Annotated in this window: 18 protein-coding genes; 6 read left to right on the top strand and 12 right to left on the bottom strand. The window is 41.0% G+C overall.

All coding sequences use genetic code 11. The features are described from left to right. Window positions 1–367: hypothetical protein (locus KV40_RS35795; protein ID WP_036484182.1), on the top strand; the 367-nt coding region annotated here is incomplete at its 5' end. Window positions 368–447: 80 nt separating this feature from the next. Here KV40_RS35795 and KV40_RS17465 read toward each other — a convergent pair. The 4 genes from KV40_RS17465 to KV40_RS17450 all read right to left on the bottom strand — a co-directional run bounded on the left by KV40_RS17465 (window position 448) and on the right by KV40_RS17450 (window position 5,648). Continuing rightward, complete coding sequence (locus KV40_RS17465; protein WP_036484180.1) at window positions 448–1,878, bottom strand: FAD-binding domain-containing protein; 1,431 nt, start codon at window positions 1,876–1,878, stop codon at window positions 448–450. A 187-nt stretch (window positions 1,879–2,065) separates the two neighbouring features. Further along, window positions 2,066–2,902 (bottom strand): carbohydrate ABC transporter permease, encoded by an 837-nt coding sequence (locus KV40_RS17460; protein ID WP_036484177.1) that lies wholly within the window; start codon window positions 2,900–2,902, stop codon window positions 2,066–2,068. A gap of 75 nt (window positions 2,903–2,977) precedes the next feature. Beyond that, complete coding sequence (locus KV40_RS17455; RefSeq protein WP_036484175.1) at window positions 2,978–4,006, bottom strand: isochorismatase; 1,029 nt, start codon at window positions 4,004–4,006, stop codon at window positions 2,978–2,980. 187 nt (window positions 4,007–4,193) lie between these two features. Then, the gene (locus KV40_RS17450) at window positions 4,194–5,648 is read right to left on the bottom strand and encodes an ATP-binding protein (protein WP_253274295.1); all 1,455 of its coding nucleotides are present in this window, start codon (window positions 5,646–5,648) and stop codon (window positions 4,194–4,196) included. A gap of 255 nt (window positions 5,649–5,903) precedes the next feature. On the opposite strand from KV40_RS17450, the gene KV40_RS34210 reads away from it, so the two are divergent. Further along, window positions 5,904–6,566, top strand: coding sequence for a Rho termination factor N-terminal domain-containing protein (locus KV40_RS34210; RefSeq protein ID WP_081942882.1), 663 nt, complete (start codon window positions 5,904–5,906; stop codon window positions 6,564–6,566). Window positions 6,567–6,901: 335 nt separating this feature from the next. Here KV40_RS34210 and tatA read toward each other — a convergent pair whose 3' ends face one another. Next, a complete protein-coding gene (gene tatA / locus KV40_RS17440; protein ID WP_036484173.1) occupies window positions 6,902–7,072 on the bottom strand; it encodes a twin-arginine translocase TatA/TatE family subunit in 171 nt (56 codons plus the stop codon). 140 nt (window positions 7,073–7,212) lie between these two features. Between tatA and KV40_RS17435 the strand changes: the two genes are divergently transcribed. Continuing rightward, entirely contained in the window at window positions 7,213–7,950 is a 738-nt protein-coding gene (locus KV40_RS17435) for a phycocyanobilin:ferredoxin oxidoreductase (protein ID WP_036484171.1), read from the top strand. Window positions 7,951–8,172: 222 nt separating this feature from the next. On the opposite strand, the gene KV40_RS17430 is transcribed toward KV40_RS17435, so the two are convergent. From KV40_RS17430 to KV40_RS17410, 5 genes are all read right to left on the bottom strand, one after another. Continuing rightward, window positions 8,173–9,342 carry a glycosyltransferase family 4 protein gene (locus KV40_RS17430; RefSeq protein ID WP_036484169.1) on the bottom strand — a complete coding sequence of 390 codons (1,170 nt, stop codon included), beginning with the start codon at window positions 9,340–9,342 and terminating at the stop codon, window positions 8,173–8,175. A gap of 180 nt (window positions 9,343–9,522) precedes the next feature. Next, window positions 9,523–10,872 (bottom strand): MFS transporter, encoded by a 1,350-nt coding sequence (locus KV40_RS17425; protein ID WP_036484167.1) that lies wholly within the window; start codon window positions 10,870–10,872, stop codon window positions 9,523–9,525. Between the two features lie 49 nt (window positions 10,873–10,921). Then, the gene (gene recO, locus KV40_RS17420) at window positions 10,922–11,797 is read right to left on the bottom strand and encodes a DNA repair protein RecO (protein ID WP_036484164.1); all 876 of its coding nucleotides are present in this window, start codon (window positions 11,795–11,797) and stop codon (window positions 10,922–10,924) included. 2 nt (window positions 11,798–11,799) lie between these two features. Next, entirely contained in the window at window positions 11,800–12,474 is a 675-nt protein-coding gene (gene deoC / locus KV40_RS17415) for a deoxyribose-phosphate aldolase (protein WP_036484162.1), read from the bottom strand. 117 nt (window positions 12,475–12,591) lie between these two features. Next, window positions 12,592–12,798 (bottom strand): hypothetical protein, encoded by a 207-nt coding sequence (locus tag KV40_RS17410; protein ID WP_036484160.1) that lies wholly within the window; start codon window positions 12,796–12,798, stop codon window positions 12,592–12,594. Between the two features lie 152 nt (window positions 12,799–12,950). On the opposite strand from KV40_RS17410, the gene KV40_RS17405 reads away from it, so the two are divergent. The 3 genes from KV40_RS17405 (at window position 12,951) to KV40_RS17395 (ending at window position 14,262) form a co-directional block, all read left to right on the top strand. After that, a complete protein-coding gene (locus tag KV40_RS17405) occupies window positions 12,951–13,178 on the top strand; it encodes a DNA-directed RNA polymerase subunit omega (protein WP_036484158.1) in 228 nt (75 codons plus the stop codon). 101 nt (window positions 13,179–13,279) lie between these two features. After that, complete coding sequence (locus KV40_RS17400) at window positions 13,280–13,897, top strand: hypothetical protein (protein WP_052055722.1); 618 nt, start codon at window positions 13,280–13,282, stop codon at window positions 13,895–13,897. Continuing rightward, window positions 13,897–14,262, top strand: coding sequence for a DUF1818 family protein (locus KV40_RS17395; RefSeq protein WP_036484155.1), 366 nt, complete (start codon window positions 13,897–13,899; stop codon window positions 14,260–14,262). Before KV40_RS17400 ends, KV40_RS17395 begins: the two co-directional genes overlap by 1 nt. 8 nt (window positions 14,263–14,270) lie before the next feature. On the opposite strand, the gene uraH is transcribed toward KV40_RS17395, so the two are convergent. Both uraH and hpxO read right to left on the bottom strand, forming a co-directional pair. Then, on the bottom strand, window positions 14,271–14,636 hold the full coding sequence (uraH, locus tag KV40_RS17390) for a hydroxyisourate hydrolase (protein WP_036484153.1): 366 nt from the start codon (window positions 14,634–14,636) through the stop codon (window positions 14,271–14,273). A 32-nt stretch (window positions 14,637–14,668) separates the two neighbouring features. After that, on the bottom strand, window positions 14,669–15,832 hold the full coding sequence (hpxO, locus tag KV40_RS17385) for an FAD-dependent urate hydroxylase HpxO (protein ID WP_036484149.1): 1,164 nt from the start codon (window positions 15,830–15,832) through the stop codon (window positions 14,669–14,671). Window positions 15,833–15,853: the final 21 nt, after the last annotated feature.

Below are 15,853 nucleotides of genomic sequence, written 5' to 3'. Positions count from 1 at the left end.
CAGTAGCAATGAGACTTCCATCTCCGAACTAGAAGGAATTGAAGCAATTGACGAGTCTAGTTCCGAAACCGAAGACCTTATGTCTGGCTGGGATGATAGTGAAACTGGCGATGACTCTTCCATAACAGAGCTAGAAGCAATAGGTTTAGAAGATGATTCTTTAGAAACTAAAGAAGACGATCTAAATATAGAAGAAACATTGAATGAAATAGATTCTTTAGAACAAGCAGAGGAAACACTTGATTCGTTAATTTCTGAAGAATCATTAGAAGAATTAAAAGATTCCTATGACTCTTCAAAAAACAACGGTTCTTCGGCTTCTGAAAACGAGCAATCGATTGAATCTATTTTTTTCAAAAACAATTAATCAAAGCAAGAAAATTTATAATTTGATGCGTTGAGTTGTACTTAACGCATTTTTTAATGCTTTTAAATTTTTTGTCCAATTTAGTCTTTTTGTTGTTTGTACAGTGTTTTAAATTTTTTTTGCTGTTCTTTATGTTCGACGATCGGTTGGGGATAATCACAACTATCTCTTTCTGAGTCGGGTATTTTGCCAGATACTAAATGTTCGGTATCTATCGAACTTAGTTCTGGTAGCCACTGACGAATATATTCGGCTTCGGAATCGTATTTTTGTGCTTGGGAGGCAGGATTGAAGATGCGTAGGGGTTTTGGATCCATGCCGCTTGAGGCACTCCACTGCCAACCGCCATTATTAGCTGACAAATCGCCATCATATAGCTTTTGTAAAAAATATTTTTCTCCCCACTGCCAGTTAACAATTAAATCTTTGGTTAAAAAACTTGCTACAATCATACGACAACGATTGTGCATCCAACCAATTTCGTTTAACTGACGCATGGCTGCATCGACGATAGGATATCCAGTTTTGCCTTCACACCAAGCCTGAAATAGTTCTTCATCGTTATCCCAAGGAAAATCATGAAATTCTTCGCGATATGCTCCTTTCTCTAGCTCTGGGAAAAAATACATACAGTGCTGGTAAAATTCTCTCCAAGCTAATTCTTGCTGCCAAGCTTTGATATTGTTTTTTGCTTCATCGCTACGACAATTTTCGATCGCCTCAACAGTAGTTTGCCAAACTTCACGAATACCGATCGCGCCAAATTTTAAAGCTGCACTTAGTTGCGACGTACCATCAGTAAAAGGAAAGTTACGCTGTTCGTCGTATTCATAAATAGCGCGATCGCTAAATTCTGCTAGTTTATCTCTAGCGGCAGTTTCTCCAGGTTCGACTAGTAGCGAGTTTTGCCATTCATAACCCAAGTCTTTAGCTGTAGGTAGCTCAATTGCTCCTGTTTCTCTAGCAGTTTTAACTTCTTTGTTGCTTAAATTGGTTAAATCTTTGGGCGTTTCCGCAATTGATTTTTTATCGCGATCGCTCCAACTACGCCAAAAAGGAGTATAAACTTTGTAGGGTTGGTCGGAAGTTTTGGTTTTAATTTCTCCTGGTGCGTGTAGTAGCTGATCCCAAAAATTTTTGACTTCAATTCCTGCTTCTTTTAAAGCTTCGGTAACGTCGCGATCGCGCTTTTGGGAGTAGGGTTCTACATCTAAATTCCAGTATACGGCTTTAGCTTCTATTGCTGATGCTAATTTAGGAATTGCCTTAGCTGGTTCGCCTTGAAGAATTAATAAACGAGAACCGATCTTCTGATAACTTTGCTCTAACTCTTGCAAACAGCCAATCATGTATTTGACTCTAGCAGGTGCAATATCGTCTCTTTCTAAAATGTGGCGATCGAGACAAAATAAACCTACTACCTTATCAGAGTGTTTGGCGGCTGTAGATAACCCTACGTTATCACTGATTCTCAAGTCTTTGCGATGCCAAAACAGTATTAAATCGGTCATGAAGCTTTAAATGTCTAACGGTAAATAGTTAAATTCTAGTTGACAAAAAACGGATCGCGAATCAAACTCAAGAGCGATCGCAAAGAAATTTTCTATAAGAAGCTGAGGTTTATAGAAAAACAAAAACCTACCCTTAATTACAAAAAAACAGATCGGTTATTGCTTTGCTTTTTCATTTTTGACTTCTTCAACCTTTAACACCACTACCAACATCGGTAGGAATGATATATTGCTGTAAAACTAAAAACAACACTAATATAGGCGCGATGGAAATTACCGAACCTGCCGCTACCAAACGCCAGTCGAGGGAAAACGAGCTAGCTAGATTGGCAACGGCTAGTGGTAGGGTATAGTATTCGGGACGATCTAGCACGATTAGAGGCCATAAAAAATCACTCCAAGAGGCGATAAAAGCAAAAATAGCCAGGGTAAGTAAAGCAGGACGAATAGCAGGAAGCATAATATGCCACCAAATACCTAATTCCGAACAGCCATCAATTCTAGCAGCCTCCTCTAATTCTAAGGGAACCCCTTGAAAAGCCTGTCTGAGCAAGAAGATCCCAAAAGCCGAAACTAAGTTGGGAAAAATGATTCCTAAGTAGGTGTTTCTCAAACCCAAATTAACCGCCAGTATATATAACGGAATCATCACAATTTGAAAGGGAATGGCGATCGTGGCTAAGATTGCGGCAAAAATAAGCTTTTGTCCCCGAAACCGCAGACGCGCTAAAGGATATGCCGCTAAAGCACAAAATAACAGGTTTAAACTAACAGAAAGTACTGCGACGATCGCGCTATTTGCTAAATACTGTCCGAAGGGATAAGTTTCCCATACGGTCTTAAAATTCTCGATAGTTGGCTGACTCGGAAGTATTTGCGGTGGAAAACTAAAAATGTCTTCTGTAGGAGATTTAAACGAAGTACCGATCAACCACAATAAAGGAAACAAAAAAATTATGGCGATCGCGCATAATAATAAATAGCTTCCTACAGTTTTAGTAATTGGTTGTCGGTGTGCAGCCATAAATTACCCCAAAACGAACAGTAACATCTTCGTTCGCTTTATTATAGGGTCAATATTAAATCGCAACTATATTTATTAAATCCAATCCATGACCGCCTCTTGAGAGGTAACTCGATTCATTCCAGCAGCAGCAAAGCGATCGAATGCCGCATCGGCGCGATCGCTAAAGTCTGCCCCACCAGGAACTACTACAGGTGAAGTGCAGTCTTCTAGCAAATAGACTTTTTTAGCCAACTTTGGATCTCTGGCTTGAATTTCTGCCAGCAGATCGTCTATTGTCCAAGCTACACAGTGGCTCTTTGCCTGTCCTGTAATAATTAACAGATCGAAGCTCAATAATTTATCGATAAAAGCAGTATTCTTTTGGGCGATCGCTTTACCGTCATGAGCTTCTAGTACTTCTGGACTAAGAACCGAGTAATTTTCTGTTAGGGGATTGCTGCCTTTTAACTCAAAATGAGTTTTACTCTCACGGGCAAAACTATGAAAAAAACAGGCTGATTCTACGGCAGAAACCAAAGTGTGTCCGCTGCCGCCTAAAATTGCGTGATAGGGCCAAATAATTAAGGGATACTTGCTGTATAAATTGAGCTTTCGTACATAGTGTTTGGTATAGTCTTGGAGCCAGTTATAGTCTTCGTTACTAATGTAAGGAGCAACAGCAGGATTAACTTGCCATACACCTTTTTCCACATCTTCTACAGAAATTTCTGTCATGGGAGGAGGTTGTTGTCCAGACTCATCAATCCAAAATAGCGGATGAAAAATTTGCATGGCATTATGGGTATCCATCGTCACCATGATTTCACTAATTACACCCAAATTTCGATAGATAAATTCGCATAACCGCCGATTATCATCTACTGCCCCCGTACCAGACTTACCGCCAACAAAAAGTTCGTAACCAGGAAGGCAAAAAGTATTTTGCACGTCGATCGCCAGTAAACCAACTTTGATGCTATCTTCATTTGCAGATTGTAGCTGATGCTGTTGCGCCCAATTTTTAGCTTCTGTTGTTAGTTTTTGATATGGAATCTGCCAAACTTCTCCTACCGTAGAAGGGTCGAAAAACTCAGGAATTGGCAATTGAACTCGATTATTCATGGCTATACGCTTACAGTCTTTATCGATCGCCTCAAATACACATAAGAAAAGTAAAAAACGAGCGGTAATAAGTGAATCATTTTAATGAAGTCAACGCAGTTTTTGTCGTCTAAGGCTGGAATAACGTTAACTAACTAATACTAACCATTTTATTCATCATTAGTTATTATCAAACATCGACCGACTTTCAATCCTTTTTACTTAACTTTAAAGGCAGTCTTATCTGGAATCTAGTATGACCTGGAACAGAATCAAAGCGAATATTGCCTTTGTGCTGTTGAACTACAATGCGACGAGTAATATCCAAACCCAACCCGCTCCCTTCTCCAACACCTTTACTGGTGAAAAATGGCTCAAAAATACGTGGTTGAATCTCTGTAGGAATGCCTTCACCGTTATCGATGATTTCTACTAACACGCAGTTATCTTCTATTGACGTATTGAGAGTTAGTTCGCCTTTGCCTTTCATGGCATCGATCGCATTATCGATTAAATTAGTCCAAACCTGATTTAGTTCGCTACCGTAGGCAAAAATTTTAGGAAGATCCGCAGCATAGTTTTTATGAACTGTTACCCCATATTTGATTTTATGATGCAGAATTTTCAGGGTATTGTTTAAACCTTCATGCACATTTACTTCTTGAAGCTCGGCACGATCCATATCCATATAGGTATAGTTTTTGATTGCCCCTACTAGATCGGAAATTCTGATGGTGCTTTGTTCGACATCTCTGACCAAACCGTTCATGGTTAAAGTTGCTGCCAACCAAACTAAAGCCTCGGTAAAAGCTTCACAACTCATCTCATCAGCGAGTGTCTGTAGCTGCGATCGCTCGATTCCTACGGTTACTAAATTAGAGGCAATTTCCCAGGCATCGTCGATTCCTCGTTCTTCTAACCAGTCAGCTAAAGCATCTTCGCGATCGCTTCTTTCTAAGGGTGACAGTTCTGTGTCTTGCTGCAATTCAGTTATGGCTTGTTGCTGTAGTTCTGCCAAAATTTGACGATGTCGTGCCGAGAAATGTTTTCCCCTTAGAGACAGCATTTGTTTCTGTAAATTTGCTACTGCCGAGTTTAACTGTTTGGCGGCTCTTCTACCTGCTGCGGCAGGATTGTTAAGTTCGTGAGCCAAACCTGCGGATAATTTACCTAATGCTGCAAGTTTCTCTTGCTGCCGCAATCTAACTTCTAAATCTTTGGAACGCTCTGCTAGTGCTGGTACAAACAAATCGATACTTTGGGGACAGTTTTTGAGTAATTCCTTAAAATCGTCAAACTCAATCACGTGACTGGTTTCCATACTCCGCGCCGTTGCTTGACACACTCCACCAGTCAGCATACTCAACTCGCCAGTAAACTCTCCCCGTTGATGAATAGTAACAACAATTTCTTCTTTCCCAATTTGTTTGGTAATTTTAATCTTGCCATCGAGAACCACATAAAAGCTATATGCTTCGTCTCCTTCAGCAAATAACACTTCTCCAGGCGATAGTTCTAATACCATGCCGCAAGTAGTTAAATTTTGAAGATGCTCTTCATCAAGAGTTGGAAACAGCAAAGATGCCGAACTTTCGGTCATGGCAGTTTTGAAAAGTAAAGATAATTTTAAAATATTAATCGCGAGCGACAAAAGTGATCGCATTCTATTTTTACTTTAGCAAAATTGTTCGAGAGCATTGGTTATTCATTTAACGAGTTGAATCTTATCTCTCAGTCTCCAAACACAAAATATAAAAGCTAAAAATAGTAACTCTATCCACTGAGCGATGAACGATTTTTGAATTAATGTAAACTTTGATTACATAGTGTAAATAAAAGATTCTGATATTTTTTCCCCCGAACTAACTATTGTCAGAGCATCATTTTACCAATAGTTTTTTAAAGCCAGAACAGAGTAATGTCTCAAGATAAATACGAAGAAAAATACACCAAACCCCAACTACGTCGCCAAATCAAAGATGAGCTAATGGAGTCCGACAAGGGCGGTAAACCAGGGCAATGGTCGGCTCGCAAAAGTCAGCTTCTCGTTCAGGAATACGAAAAACAAGGTGGTGGCTACAAACAAGATGAAAAAGACGATGCTGCCGAATCTTTAGAAGAATGGAGCGAGCAAGATTGGCAAACTGAGTCGGGAAACAGGGCGCGACAGGATGATAAGACCAAACGTTACTTACCAAAAGAAGTTTGGGAGCGATTGAGCGAGTCAGAAAAGAAAGAAGCAAAACAAATCAAACAAAAAGCCTCTCGTGAAGGTAAGCAATATGTTGAATGGACTCCTGCGATAAAAAGAGCGATGCAGGAAGCTGGCTATTCTGATTCGGATAATGAGCCTACTAAAAAAGAACTTTACGAACAGGCACAGGAATTAGCTATTAACGGACGCAGTCAGATGAATAAAGATGAGTTACAAAAAGCCGTTGCTAAAGCTGAAACCGACTCTTTAGAAAACCAAACTCGCGACGAACTCTACGAACAGGCACAAGAGTTAAATATTGACGGACGCAGTCAGATGAACAAAGATGAATTACAAAAAGCTGTTGCTAAAGAAAAAACTGACTAGAAAACTCTTATCTTGCAACAAAGCTCTGTACGTAAAATATAGTCGTTCTAATTAATTTCCTTACGGTTTAAATTATCGTTTCGAGGTAATGGGTAATGGGCAACGGTGACAAGTTAAGAAAAAACGATTTCAGTATTATCTACGAGAAGAAAAACCGATTCGGTTTGCTCAAACCTTTGGCTATGAGTTCGCAGACACGCCCTATTCGCGCAATCGTTTATGTCGCCCCTACTAATCAATTAGCTTAAAGCTTATGGCTARAGAGCCTAACGGCTCAACGTCGCTGAAAGCGACTAGGCGCATTCGCGCCCCACTTATGGCTTTTTGAAAATATCCTAACTTTCTTCCTCTTCCGACTCCTCAATCTGGGGATTTTCCATTTCCTCTTTAAAACCCCGCAGAGTTTTACCCAGAGAACTACCAATTTCGGGAATTTTTTTAGGACCGAAGACCAAAACGGCAACTAATCCGATAATAACTACTTCGGGCCAACCCAAACCAAACATATTTTAAGCTCCTACAGGCAATTAATAGCAATTAATAGTTAAATATAAATATAAGCTCAGTCTCAGTATATCGTTAAACTTATAGACATCTATGGCTGTTATTCACTAAACAGCCAATATACAATGTCTCAATCACCCGAATGTTAGAAACATCACAACCTTCATTACGCCAAGAACAGCATCCTCTAATTCGACAGCTTGCCGATCGCATTATTCAATATTGGCAACAGTATTTAAACTTATCTCCTTACAATTTGCCAGAAGGATTGGGCTATGTTGAAGGAAAACTAGAAGGAGAAAAGTTGCGGATTGAAAATCGCTGCTATCAAACGCCGCAATTTCGTAAAATGCACTTAGAGTTGGCGAAAGTAGGTAATAACTTAGATATTTTGCACTGCGTGATGTTTCCGCGTCCTGAATATGCTCTACCGATGTTTGGTTGCGATTTAGTTGCGGGAAAAGCTGGTATTAGTGCGGCAATTGCCGATCTTTCTCCTACCAGTCCTGAAAAAACGTTGCCTCAAGTGTATCAGAAACAACTCTCGGCTTTACCCCCAGGACAATTTTCCGAACCCCGCGAACTACCATCCTGGGCAGATATTTTTTCCGAGTTTTGCTTATTTATTCGTCCGCAAACAGAGTTAGAAGAACAAAGTTTTCTCGATCGCACCTCTGCCTATCTTCGCATTCACTGTCAGCAGGCTAATGTCGTCCAACCTGTATCGGTTCGACAACAAGAACTGTATTTAGCAGGACAAAACTATTACTGTACCAAACAGCAGCAAAATGATAAAACTCGTCGCGTTTTAGAAAAAGCTTTTGGTAAAGAATGGGCAGATAACTATATGAGTGAAGTCTTGTTTGATGTACCAGAGTAGGGTGGGCAAAGAAAAAGAGCGTTGGTAATTGAATGTATGACACACAAAATGTTTTTGTTCGTAGCTCTAAGCTCTAAGCTCTAAGCTTTAAGCTTGTCAAATTCGATCGAATCAACTCGTTACTAAAAAATCATACCTTGATTCACCAACGCCAGAAAAAGTATTGGTGGCGATTGCCGACAACTAGAAAAACTTGCCCACTTTACTATTCGTGCAAGAAGTTTAATAAATTGAAGACTTCTCGGTCAAATGTTTTTGTAATACTTCAGCATACAATTGTTCGAGGCGATCGAGATTGCGCCCTAAAGTGTAACGCTCTAAAACTCTTTGTCTGGCTTTTTGTCCCAACAGACTGGTCATTTCGGGATGGGCGTTTAATAGAGGCAGCAAAATTTTCAACTGAGCGGTAACATTTTGGGTGTCTAACACGATGCCCGCACCAGCTTCTAAAACTTCGCCATCTGCACCAGCATCGGTAGCCAAACAGGCTAAACCACAAGCCATAGCTTCTAAAAGCGAAATAGACAAACCTTCTACTAGTGAGGGTAAAATAAACACGTCTGCGGCTCTTAGAATGTCAATTCGCTGCCGTTCATCTGAAATGAAGCCCAGCCAAACAATATTATATTCTTTACCGTAGTAGGGCTGTAAAGAAGTTCTAATCGGTCCATCGCCGACAATTAGTAGTTGGGTATCTTTTCCTAGAGCGCAATGCTTCCAGGCTCTTAATAAAGCTTCTACATTTTTTTCTGTGGCAATTCGCCCTTGATAGACAAATAATTTTTTGGCTTGTAGGCGTTCTTTAAACTGAGAATAGCCAGGAGAATATTTATTCTCATCTACGCCATTGGGAATGACTGCTACTTTATAGTCTGGTACCCCTAGTTCGATCAGTAAATCGCGCTGAATTTCACTAAAAACAATCGTGCGATCGTAGCGAGCGAGAAAGGGAGCATATAGCTGATAGGTAAGATATTGGGTGCTAGATTTAAGATTGCGAATTTTACTGTCGAATGGCGGGTGAAAAGTAGCAACGAGAGGTAGTTTTAGTTCTTCACAGATTTTAGGCAGTAAAAAATCTAGAGGGGAAAGAGTCAAAGAGGCGTGTACTAAGTCTGGCTGTAAACGATGAAGAGATTGCCACAAAATTTTACTCGATTTAAGAGTAGGTATAGTATAAACCTGAGATTTATAAATAAATGGTAAAGCTATTTCGGGATTGTCAGCTTGCGGTTCATCTGATTCTAAATGAGGTTCGTACTCGCCTGGAGATTGAGCAAAATGAAGAAAACTCACCCGATAGTCTCGCTCTAACAAAACGTTAGTAATTTCCCGACCATAGGTAACATTACCGCAAAACGGTGATTTTTTTCCCAGCCAAGCAATATGCATTCAGATGTTCTTTTTTTTAGGCAACAACGAGGAATAGCTCCCAATCGATCGCCGATGGGTATTTCTATTTATCGACTGTTAGTTAATTTACCAGAAATGCTGCCATTGTCTGATTTTTTCTAGTTTTCTCCTTTTTAATTCAGGAGCTGTAAACCTGAATATATTAGAGAATTAGCTTTGTCAGTCGTTTTGTGACTGAGTAATATACATATTGGAAATTCCTCCCAATAGCGCGATCGCACCCAGGGTCAAAATTACCGCCTGCAAGCCAAATCGTGCCTCGGCTTCTGCTGCTAGAGCCAAGGGTAAAGACAGAGCGATATTAATGGCGTTATTTTGCAGTCCGAAGACTTTGCCGCGCATTTCTGTAGGAGTTTTGGACTGAATTGTAGTTTGCATCGGTACGCCGACTAATGCCGCAGACGCTCCGAGTAAAGCAGTTATTACTAAAGCCAACCAGAGATTATTAGTAGCAAAAGACAACGCAGTTAAGAATACTGCTACTCCTATCGAACCTAAAAAGCCGATTTTAGTGCGATCGAATTTTTCACCCCAATGTCCTATAACGGCTGCGCTAGCTGCCATACCTACACCTGCTGCTGCCAATAAAATCCCAAACTGATCGGCATCTATTTGGGGGATTGCATCTGCCATGCTTACTGCCAGTACTACTAAAGCTGCAAAGATCGAAAACAAGATTGTTAGCTGGATTAGAGCGTTACGAACTAAACTGTTAGTTTTTAAATATTTGATTCCTTCCCAAATATCCGAGAATACGTGAGGCTGTTCTCGTTCTTTGGTTTGCAGTTTTTCTCCTGTATTAAACCAAAGTAAGATAATTCCCGCGATCGCATAAGCACCACCGACTAAAATTTCTTTACCAATATTGCTCGGCAATCCACCTCGATCGCCCAACCAATCTGCGAAGCTTAATAAGGGTTCGCCTACGGCAAAGCCGAAGATTAACAATGCCATCATGGTTGTAGTGTAAAGCGAGTTGGCAGCGAGTAAATGTTTGTCCTTGACAATTAAGGGGATTGCTGCCTGTTCGGCAGGGGCAAAAAATTGCGTAAAGGTCGATACGGCAAAAGTTACTACCAGCATTAAGACAAAGCCTAAAGATATTCCCCAGCCAAAACTTTTTCCTGCTGCCAACCACAACAGAAGCGGTAAAACCAGAACCAAAATACCTCGTGCCAGGTTGGAAATAACTAAAATAGATTTTTTGTGCCAGCGATCGACATACACACCTGCTAAAGAACCGAATAGCACCGCAGGGATAGTAAAAGCGATGGTGACTGGCGATACCCATTGGCTGATAGGCTGGTTGGATAACTGAAAGCGATCGGCAATAATGGCAATGGTTAAAACTAAATAAACTTTATCTGCTAGTTGCGAAAAAATTTGTCCCAACCACAAAATTAAAAAGCGTCTATTTTGTAGTACGGGAGTGAATCCTTCTGAAACGGTAGCCTCAGAAGCAGAAGCATTACGATCGTTTTTGCTGGTTTTTGATTCTGTCAGATGCATTTTTTCAGTCGATCTCGATTCAATTAATAGTTATTGCTAAGGTTTAGATTTAAAATTCTACATATAAGTTATCTACTAAAGCGGCGGAACGAATTGGCTTACCCAGTTGATATTGAATGTATTCTCTTAAGATTTTTTCCACTCGCATCCAGGTAGTTTCTAAAGATATATTTAGGGTTTTTTCCCAAGCTGTCAGTTCGGTTAAAGGTAAAGAATTGTTGTTTAGTAATTGCAAAATTGTCAATTCTATGGAATTTATTTTGTAGTTAATAGTGGGATAATAATCGTCAGTATTTTCTTCTGATAATTCTGAATCTTTATTATTATAGTTTTGCACGTTTTGGGTATCGGGTTTTTTAACAGCCAGATCGATCGCGCCACCACTGTTAAAACTAAATCCTACCCGCCAGCGAGGATTATTAAAATCGGGTGCAATTGGTTTTTGAGTGAGACAACAATTGTAAACTTCGGGAGCGATACCCGCGATCGCCAGTAAATGAAATGCAGCTTGGGTTAAGTTAGGATATACAGACTGCTGCCTATCTAACTTTTCCAAACGCTGTAGATGTTCGTTAAGTAACTCGTATAGCTCAGTTTGAGGCTGTTCGCTTAGAGCCAGAGAGAGAGATAACTCTGCCAAGTATTGAGCAGTAGCCAGTTTGCCCAAATCGCGGCTCAAGCCAGGATAGGTATAGATAGTATCTGCTTGTATTATTTTATCTAAAGAACGCCCTTTAATAATCAGAAATTCATTGGTTACAAATAGTTCGGTTCTGCCGCGCAGTTGAGATTTATGTTTTTTAGCTCCTGGAGCGACAGCACGCACCAAACCATATTCAGAAGTTAATACAGTTACCAGGCGATCGCTTTCTTTGAGTGGCGAACCTTTGAGAACGATACCCGTTGCTTTATATTTTTGATTCATTTTTATTTGTCTACTTCGCGTTGCTGGCGCATTAGCTCGATACCGCGAGAAGTCCCTAGCCTGGTGGCACCAGCTTCGATTAATGCTACTGCTTGTTCTAAAGTGCGAATTCCTCCAGAAGCCTTAATTCCTATTTGTCCGCCAGTAATTTCTCGTAATAGGCGCACCGTATCTACTGTAGCACCGCCAAACCATCCCGTACTGGTTTTAAGATATGCCACTCCGGCATCCAGACAAATTTCACCTGCCAATCTAATTTCAGCTTCATTCAATACGGCTGTTTCTAATATTGCTTTAACTGTTTGTCCCGTTTCTTCACATATTTGAGCAATTTCGCGATAGATTAAATCGGACTGCTGAGTTTTTAGCCAACCTAAATTAATGACTACATCTAGTTCTGTGGCACCATTTTCTGTGGCTTCTCTAGCTTCGTATAGCTTGACGGCAGAAGTATTAGCACCAGTAGGAAAGCCAATTACCGTACAGACCTGAGTTCGTTTGTCGTAAAGTAAATCTGCTGCTTGCTTGACTGCCGTAGGATATACGCAAACCGCAGGAAAATTATATTTAAAAGCTTCTTGACACAACTGCTTTACCTGTTCTGGCGTTGCTGAGGGTTGCAGTAAAGAATGATCGATATAACTAGCAAGATCGATGTCTAAATCTGATACGGGCATAATAAATGTATTTTATTGCGCTAATATCTATTATTTTTACAAATTCCTACCTCTAGTTGCGCTTTTATTTTACTGATAGATAAGTTGAGATAAGCAGAGAGATATACTTGCTACTCGCTACTTCTTGTAAGCTTTCGCCGAGGCAGAAATCCAAGTATATGCTGCAATTCCAAACGGCAACAAAATAAAAATACCGCCAGAAACAAGAGGATGGGTTCTGACAACTGTAGTAGAAGTAAACAGAGCTATACCCAGACCACAATACAATAGACCGACTAAAGGAATTCCCAAAACTAATAAAGCAAATTTGCGATCGGAGTTCATAAGGTTTTTAGTTTAAGTTTATACAATTGACGCTTGGTAAGTCGTGTTGGAAAACTAACAAGAGAATAATTTTTATCGCGATCGCCCCAAACAACCAAGTTCTTCTTGCTACACTAGATGATACTAATGACTAAAGAATAGCTTTCGCTGGTATGAACAAAAAAAGTTCTTTCGACTCTTCTGAAATTATGTATCGCGCTGATGACTTGATGGAAGCAGCATCCAATCGCTATCGAATTACCGTTCAAGTAGCCAATCGTGCCAAACGCCGTCGCTATGAAGAAATAGATAGTTTTGACGAGCCAATGATGAAACCAGCTATTCGTGCCATTATCGAAATGTCTGACGAACTTACACAGCCAGAAATTATTGGCGATTGAACAATGAACAATGAACATTGAACAATAGGAGTTTAGCTGTTCATTGCTCATTGCTCATTGCTCACTGCTCACTGCTCACTGATTTTAGCTGTTTGATTTGGATGATGAAATATAAAGTTTATCGTCGCGCGATAAGCCCAAAGGGCATCCGCTTCGCGATCGCTTTTAGCTTGGGTTTGGTTCTTTGTGTGGCGGCAAATATTTTTGTTACCGCAAAGGCTTCCTATTCGCAACAACTACCAACCAATGTTGCCGATATTCGTCCAGATGAAGCAGCAGCAGTAGCTTATCAGCAATTTACCCAATTTCCTCTGGAAAATCAATATATCAGCCGAGAAACAAGTCAAGTAGCGAACGATAATACTTTAATCGAACGCCTGATTCGCTATCACCAATACGTCAAAGATCGCCCTTTAAACTATCGGCTAGATTGGAAACTTACTCTAGCAGACTACCTTGGTGCCAACGAACTAATTCCACCCGATCGCTATCCTGGCAATACTACTCTGACTCAAAATCCCCTCAAGGGCGATCGCGCAGTTATTGAAAGTTTGAGTCGCGAACAGAGAAATCAACTGGTAGCGACTTTAGTAAGTATTTATAACCCTCAAGCTCAAAATACCGACAATAATACACCTACCGCCTCTCCGACAACTCCAGAAAATACTAACCAGCCTAAGTTTCCCCAGCGTGGTAATGCAGATTTACTACTGCCCTAATGGAACGTTTGTTGAAAAAAGGCAGTAACTGGCGCGTCGGTTGGGACTCAGAACCGAAAAAATATCAGGGTTTAATAGGTAGCGATTCTTGGGCGATCGAACTCACCGCAGCAGAATTTAAAGATTTTTATCGCCTTCTGCAACAGCTTGTAAATACAATGGCAGAAATGGAGCGAGAACTGATGGATGAGGAGCGAATTGCCTGTGAAGCCGAAAGCAACTTGCTCTGGATGGAGGTAGAAGGATACCCCCACGCTTATGATTTACGTCTGATTTTAGTAGGCGATCGCCGCTGTGAAGGTAACTGGCAGGCAGGTGCGGCAGTTGAAATGGTTCGGGCGATCGAACGCATGATGGTTTTCTAAAATCTCTATCAGCTACCGCGATAGGTACTGTAAGACCAAGGGGAAACCAACAAGGGAACGTGATAATGAGCTTCAGTATCGCTAATACCAAAACGGATCGGAATCCGATCTAAAAACGGCGGCTCATCATAGTCTGAATAGCGAGCAAAATAATTACCTACAGCAAATACTAGCTCGTATACTCCTGCTTCTAGTTCTGCTTCTGCTAATAAAGGTTCGTCGGTACGTCCGTCATGATTGGTTTTAGTAGTTTTTAATAAGGTTTTGGAGTCGAGTTCCGTCTCCGAATCGAGTTTCCACAGGGCGATCGCAATTTCTTTGGCAGGACGACCATTAGCCGTATCCAATACGTGAGTAGTTAGTTTTCCTGACATAATTATTATTTATTTTCTTTGCTCCACCAAGTTTAATGCATAGGTCCACCTAGAATAATTTTGGCAAGGGCATCGGTAACATCCTTTTCTTGCTCGTCTTTTAACTGTTTGTACCATTCTTGAGTTAAATCTGGCTCTTTGTTATAAATAGTGTCGGTACGCTTGCGAGCTTTGAGAACTAGTTGCGCTACTCTTTCTTTGCGTTCGGCTTCGTAGCGTTTGAGGGCATCTTCCACGCTGAGATTGGTGGTTAGTAGATAGCGACACAGCACTTCGGCATCTTCCATCGCCTGACAGCCACCCTGTCCTAGAGTGGGGGTAGTAGCATGGGCGGAGTCTCCTATCAGAGCGATTCTGCCTTTGACTAAGTGGGATAGGGGATCGATGTCGCTAATTTCCAAACGGTTTACTTCTTCGGGATCGAGTTTGGCAATCAAGTTTTGCACTGGTTGCGCCCAGCCATCAAAAGTTTCATAAAGTTCGGCGCGGATATCTTTTGGCTCTACTTTAGTTCCTTTCGGTTTGGGACAGCCCATAAAATAGTAAAAGCGATCGCCACCAATGGGCATCATCGAAGCTCTTTTGCCTTCGCCGACATAAATTACCCAGACATCGTTTTCAGCTAAGTCTGGGCTAGCATCGACAATGCCGTTCCAATTTACGTAACCTGCATAGCGAGGCTCGATTTTTTCACCTGCTAGATAGGTTCGCACTACCGAATGAATGCCATCTGCGCCGATAACTACGTCTCCCGTAGCGGTAGAGCCATCTTCAAAAATCGCCGTCGCGCTGTCGGCATCCTGTTTTACTTCCACACAGCGCATTCCCATTCGTACATCTGCTTCGCCGAAAGCATCGAGCATCATCTGCTGTAAATCGGTACGCGATACGGGATAGGGTCTTTGTCCGACTTGTTCGATCAAAGGCATCAAATTAACGTGGTTTAAAACTTCATCTTTGTGGCTGCGGTACTCCATACGGTTCATTTGTCCCCCGATAGCTGCAACTTCTTTACCCAGCCCCAACCTATTGAGAATTTTAATCCCGTTCGACCACAAAGAGATACCAGCCCCCGCAGGACGTAGTTTGCTAGTTTTTTCGTATATTTCTACTTCGTATCCTGCCTGACGTAAGGCAATACCTGCCGATAGTCCTGCCATTCCCGCGCCAATAATAACTGCTTTTAGTTCGTACATTGTATTAATTGATAATTGATA

The organism is Myxosarcina sp. GI1, from assembly GCF_000756305.1.
In the GTDB taxonomy this organism is placed as follows: domain Bacteria; phylum Cyanobacteriota; class Cyanobacteriia; order Cyanobacteriales; family Xenococcaceae; genus Myxosarcina.
This window is presented reverse-complemented; position numbering and strand designations above follow the sequence as displayed.

Excerpts from the sequence above, each read along its gene's own strand:
- deoC (WP_036484162.1), bottom strand. The coding sequence starts at position 12,474 with ATGCCCGTATCAGATTTAGACATCGATCTTGCTAGTTATATCGATCAT.
- KV40_RS17435 (WP_036484171.1), top strand. The coding sequence starts at position 7,213 with ATGTTAGAAACATCACAACCTTCATTACGCCAAGAACAGCATCCTCTA.
- KV40_RS17460 (WP_036484177.1), bottom strand. The coding sequence starts at position 2,902 with ATGGCTGCACACCGACAACCAATTACTAAAACTGTAGGAAGCTATTTA.
- KV40_RS17395 (WP_036484155.1), top strand. The coding sequence starts at position 13,897 with ATGGAACGTTTGTTGAAAAAAGGCAGTAACTGGCGCGTCGGTTGGGAC.
- recO (WP_036484164.1), bottom strand. The coding sequence starts at position 11,797 with ATGAATCAAAAATATAAAGCAACGGGTATCGTTCTCAAAGGTTCGCCA.
- KV40_RS17430 (WP_036484169.1), bottom strand. The coding sequence starts at position 9,342 with ATGCATATTGCTTGGCTGGGAAAAAAATCACCGTTTTGCGGTAATGTT.
- tatA (WP_036484173.1), bottom strand. The coding sequence starts at position 7,072 with ATGTTTGGTTTGGGTTGGCCCGAAGTAGTTATTATCGGATTAGTTGCC.
- KV40_RS17405 (WP_036484158.1), top strand. The coding sequence starts at position 12,951 with ATGAACAAAAAAAGTTCTTTCGACTCTTCTGAAATTATGTATCGCGCT.
- KV40_RS17455 (WP_036484175.1), bottom strand. The coding sequence starts at position 4,006 with ATGAATAATCGAGTTCAATTGCCAATTCCTGAGTTTTTCGACCCTTCT.
- hpxO (WP_036484149.1), bottom strand. The coding sequence starts at position 15,832 with ATGTACGAACTAAAAGCAGTTATTATTGGCGCGGGAATGGCAGGACTA.
- KV40_RS34210 (WP_081942882.1), top strand. The coding sequence starts at position 5,904 with ATGTCTCAAGATAAATACGAAGAAAAATACACCAAACCCCAACTACGT.
- KV40_RS17410 (WP_036484160.1), bottom strand. The coding sequence starts at position 12,798 with ATGAACTCCGATCGCAAATTTGCTTTATTAGTTTTGGGAATTCCTTTA.
- KV40_RS17400 (WP_052055722.1), top strand. The coding sequence starts at position 13,280 with ATGATGAAATATAAAGTTTATCGTCGCGCGATAAGCCCAAAGGGCATC.
- uraH (WP_036484153.1), bottom strand. The coding sequence starts at position 14,636 with ATGTCAGGAAAACTAACTACTCACGTATTGGATACGGCTAATGGTCGT.
- KV40_RS17425 (WP_036484167.1), bottom strand. The coding sequence starts at position 10,872 with ATGCATCTGACAGAATCAAAAACCAGCAAAAACGATCGTAATGCTTCT.
- KV40_RS17450 (WP_253274295.1), bottom strand. The coding sequence starts at position 5,648 with ATGCGATCACTTTTGTCGCTCGCGATTAATATTTTAAAATTATCTTTA.
- KV40_RS17465 (WP_036484180.1), bottom strand. The coding sequence starts at position 1,878 with ATGACCGATTTAATACTGTTTTGGCATCGCAAAGACTTGAGAATCAGT.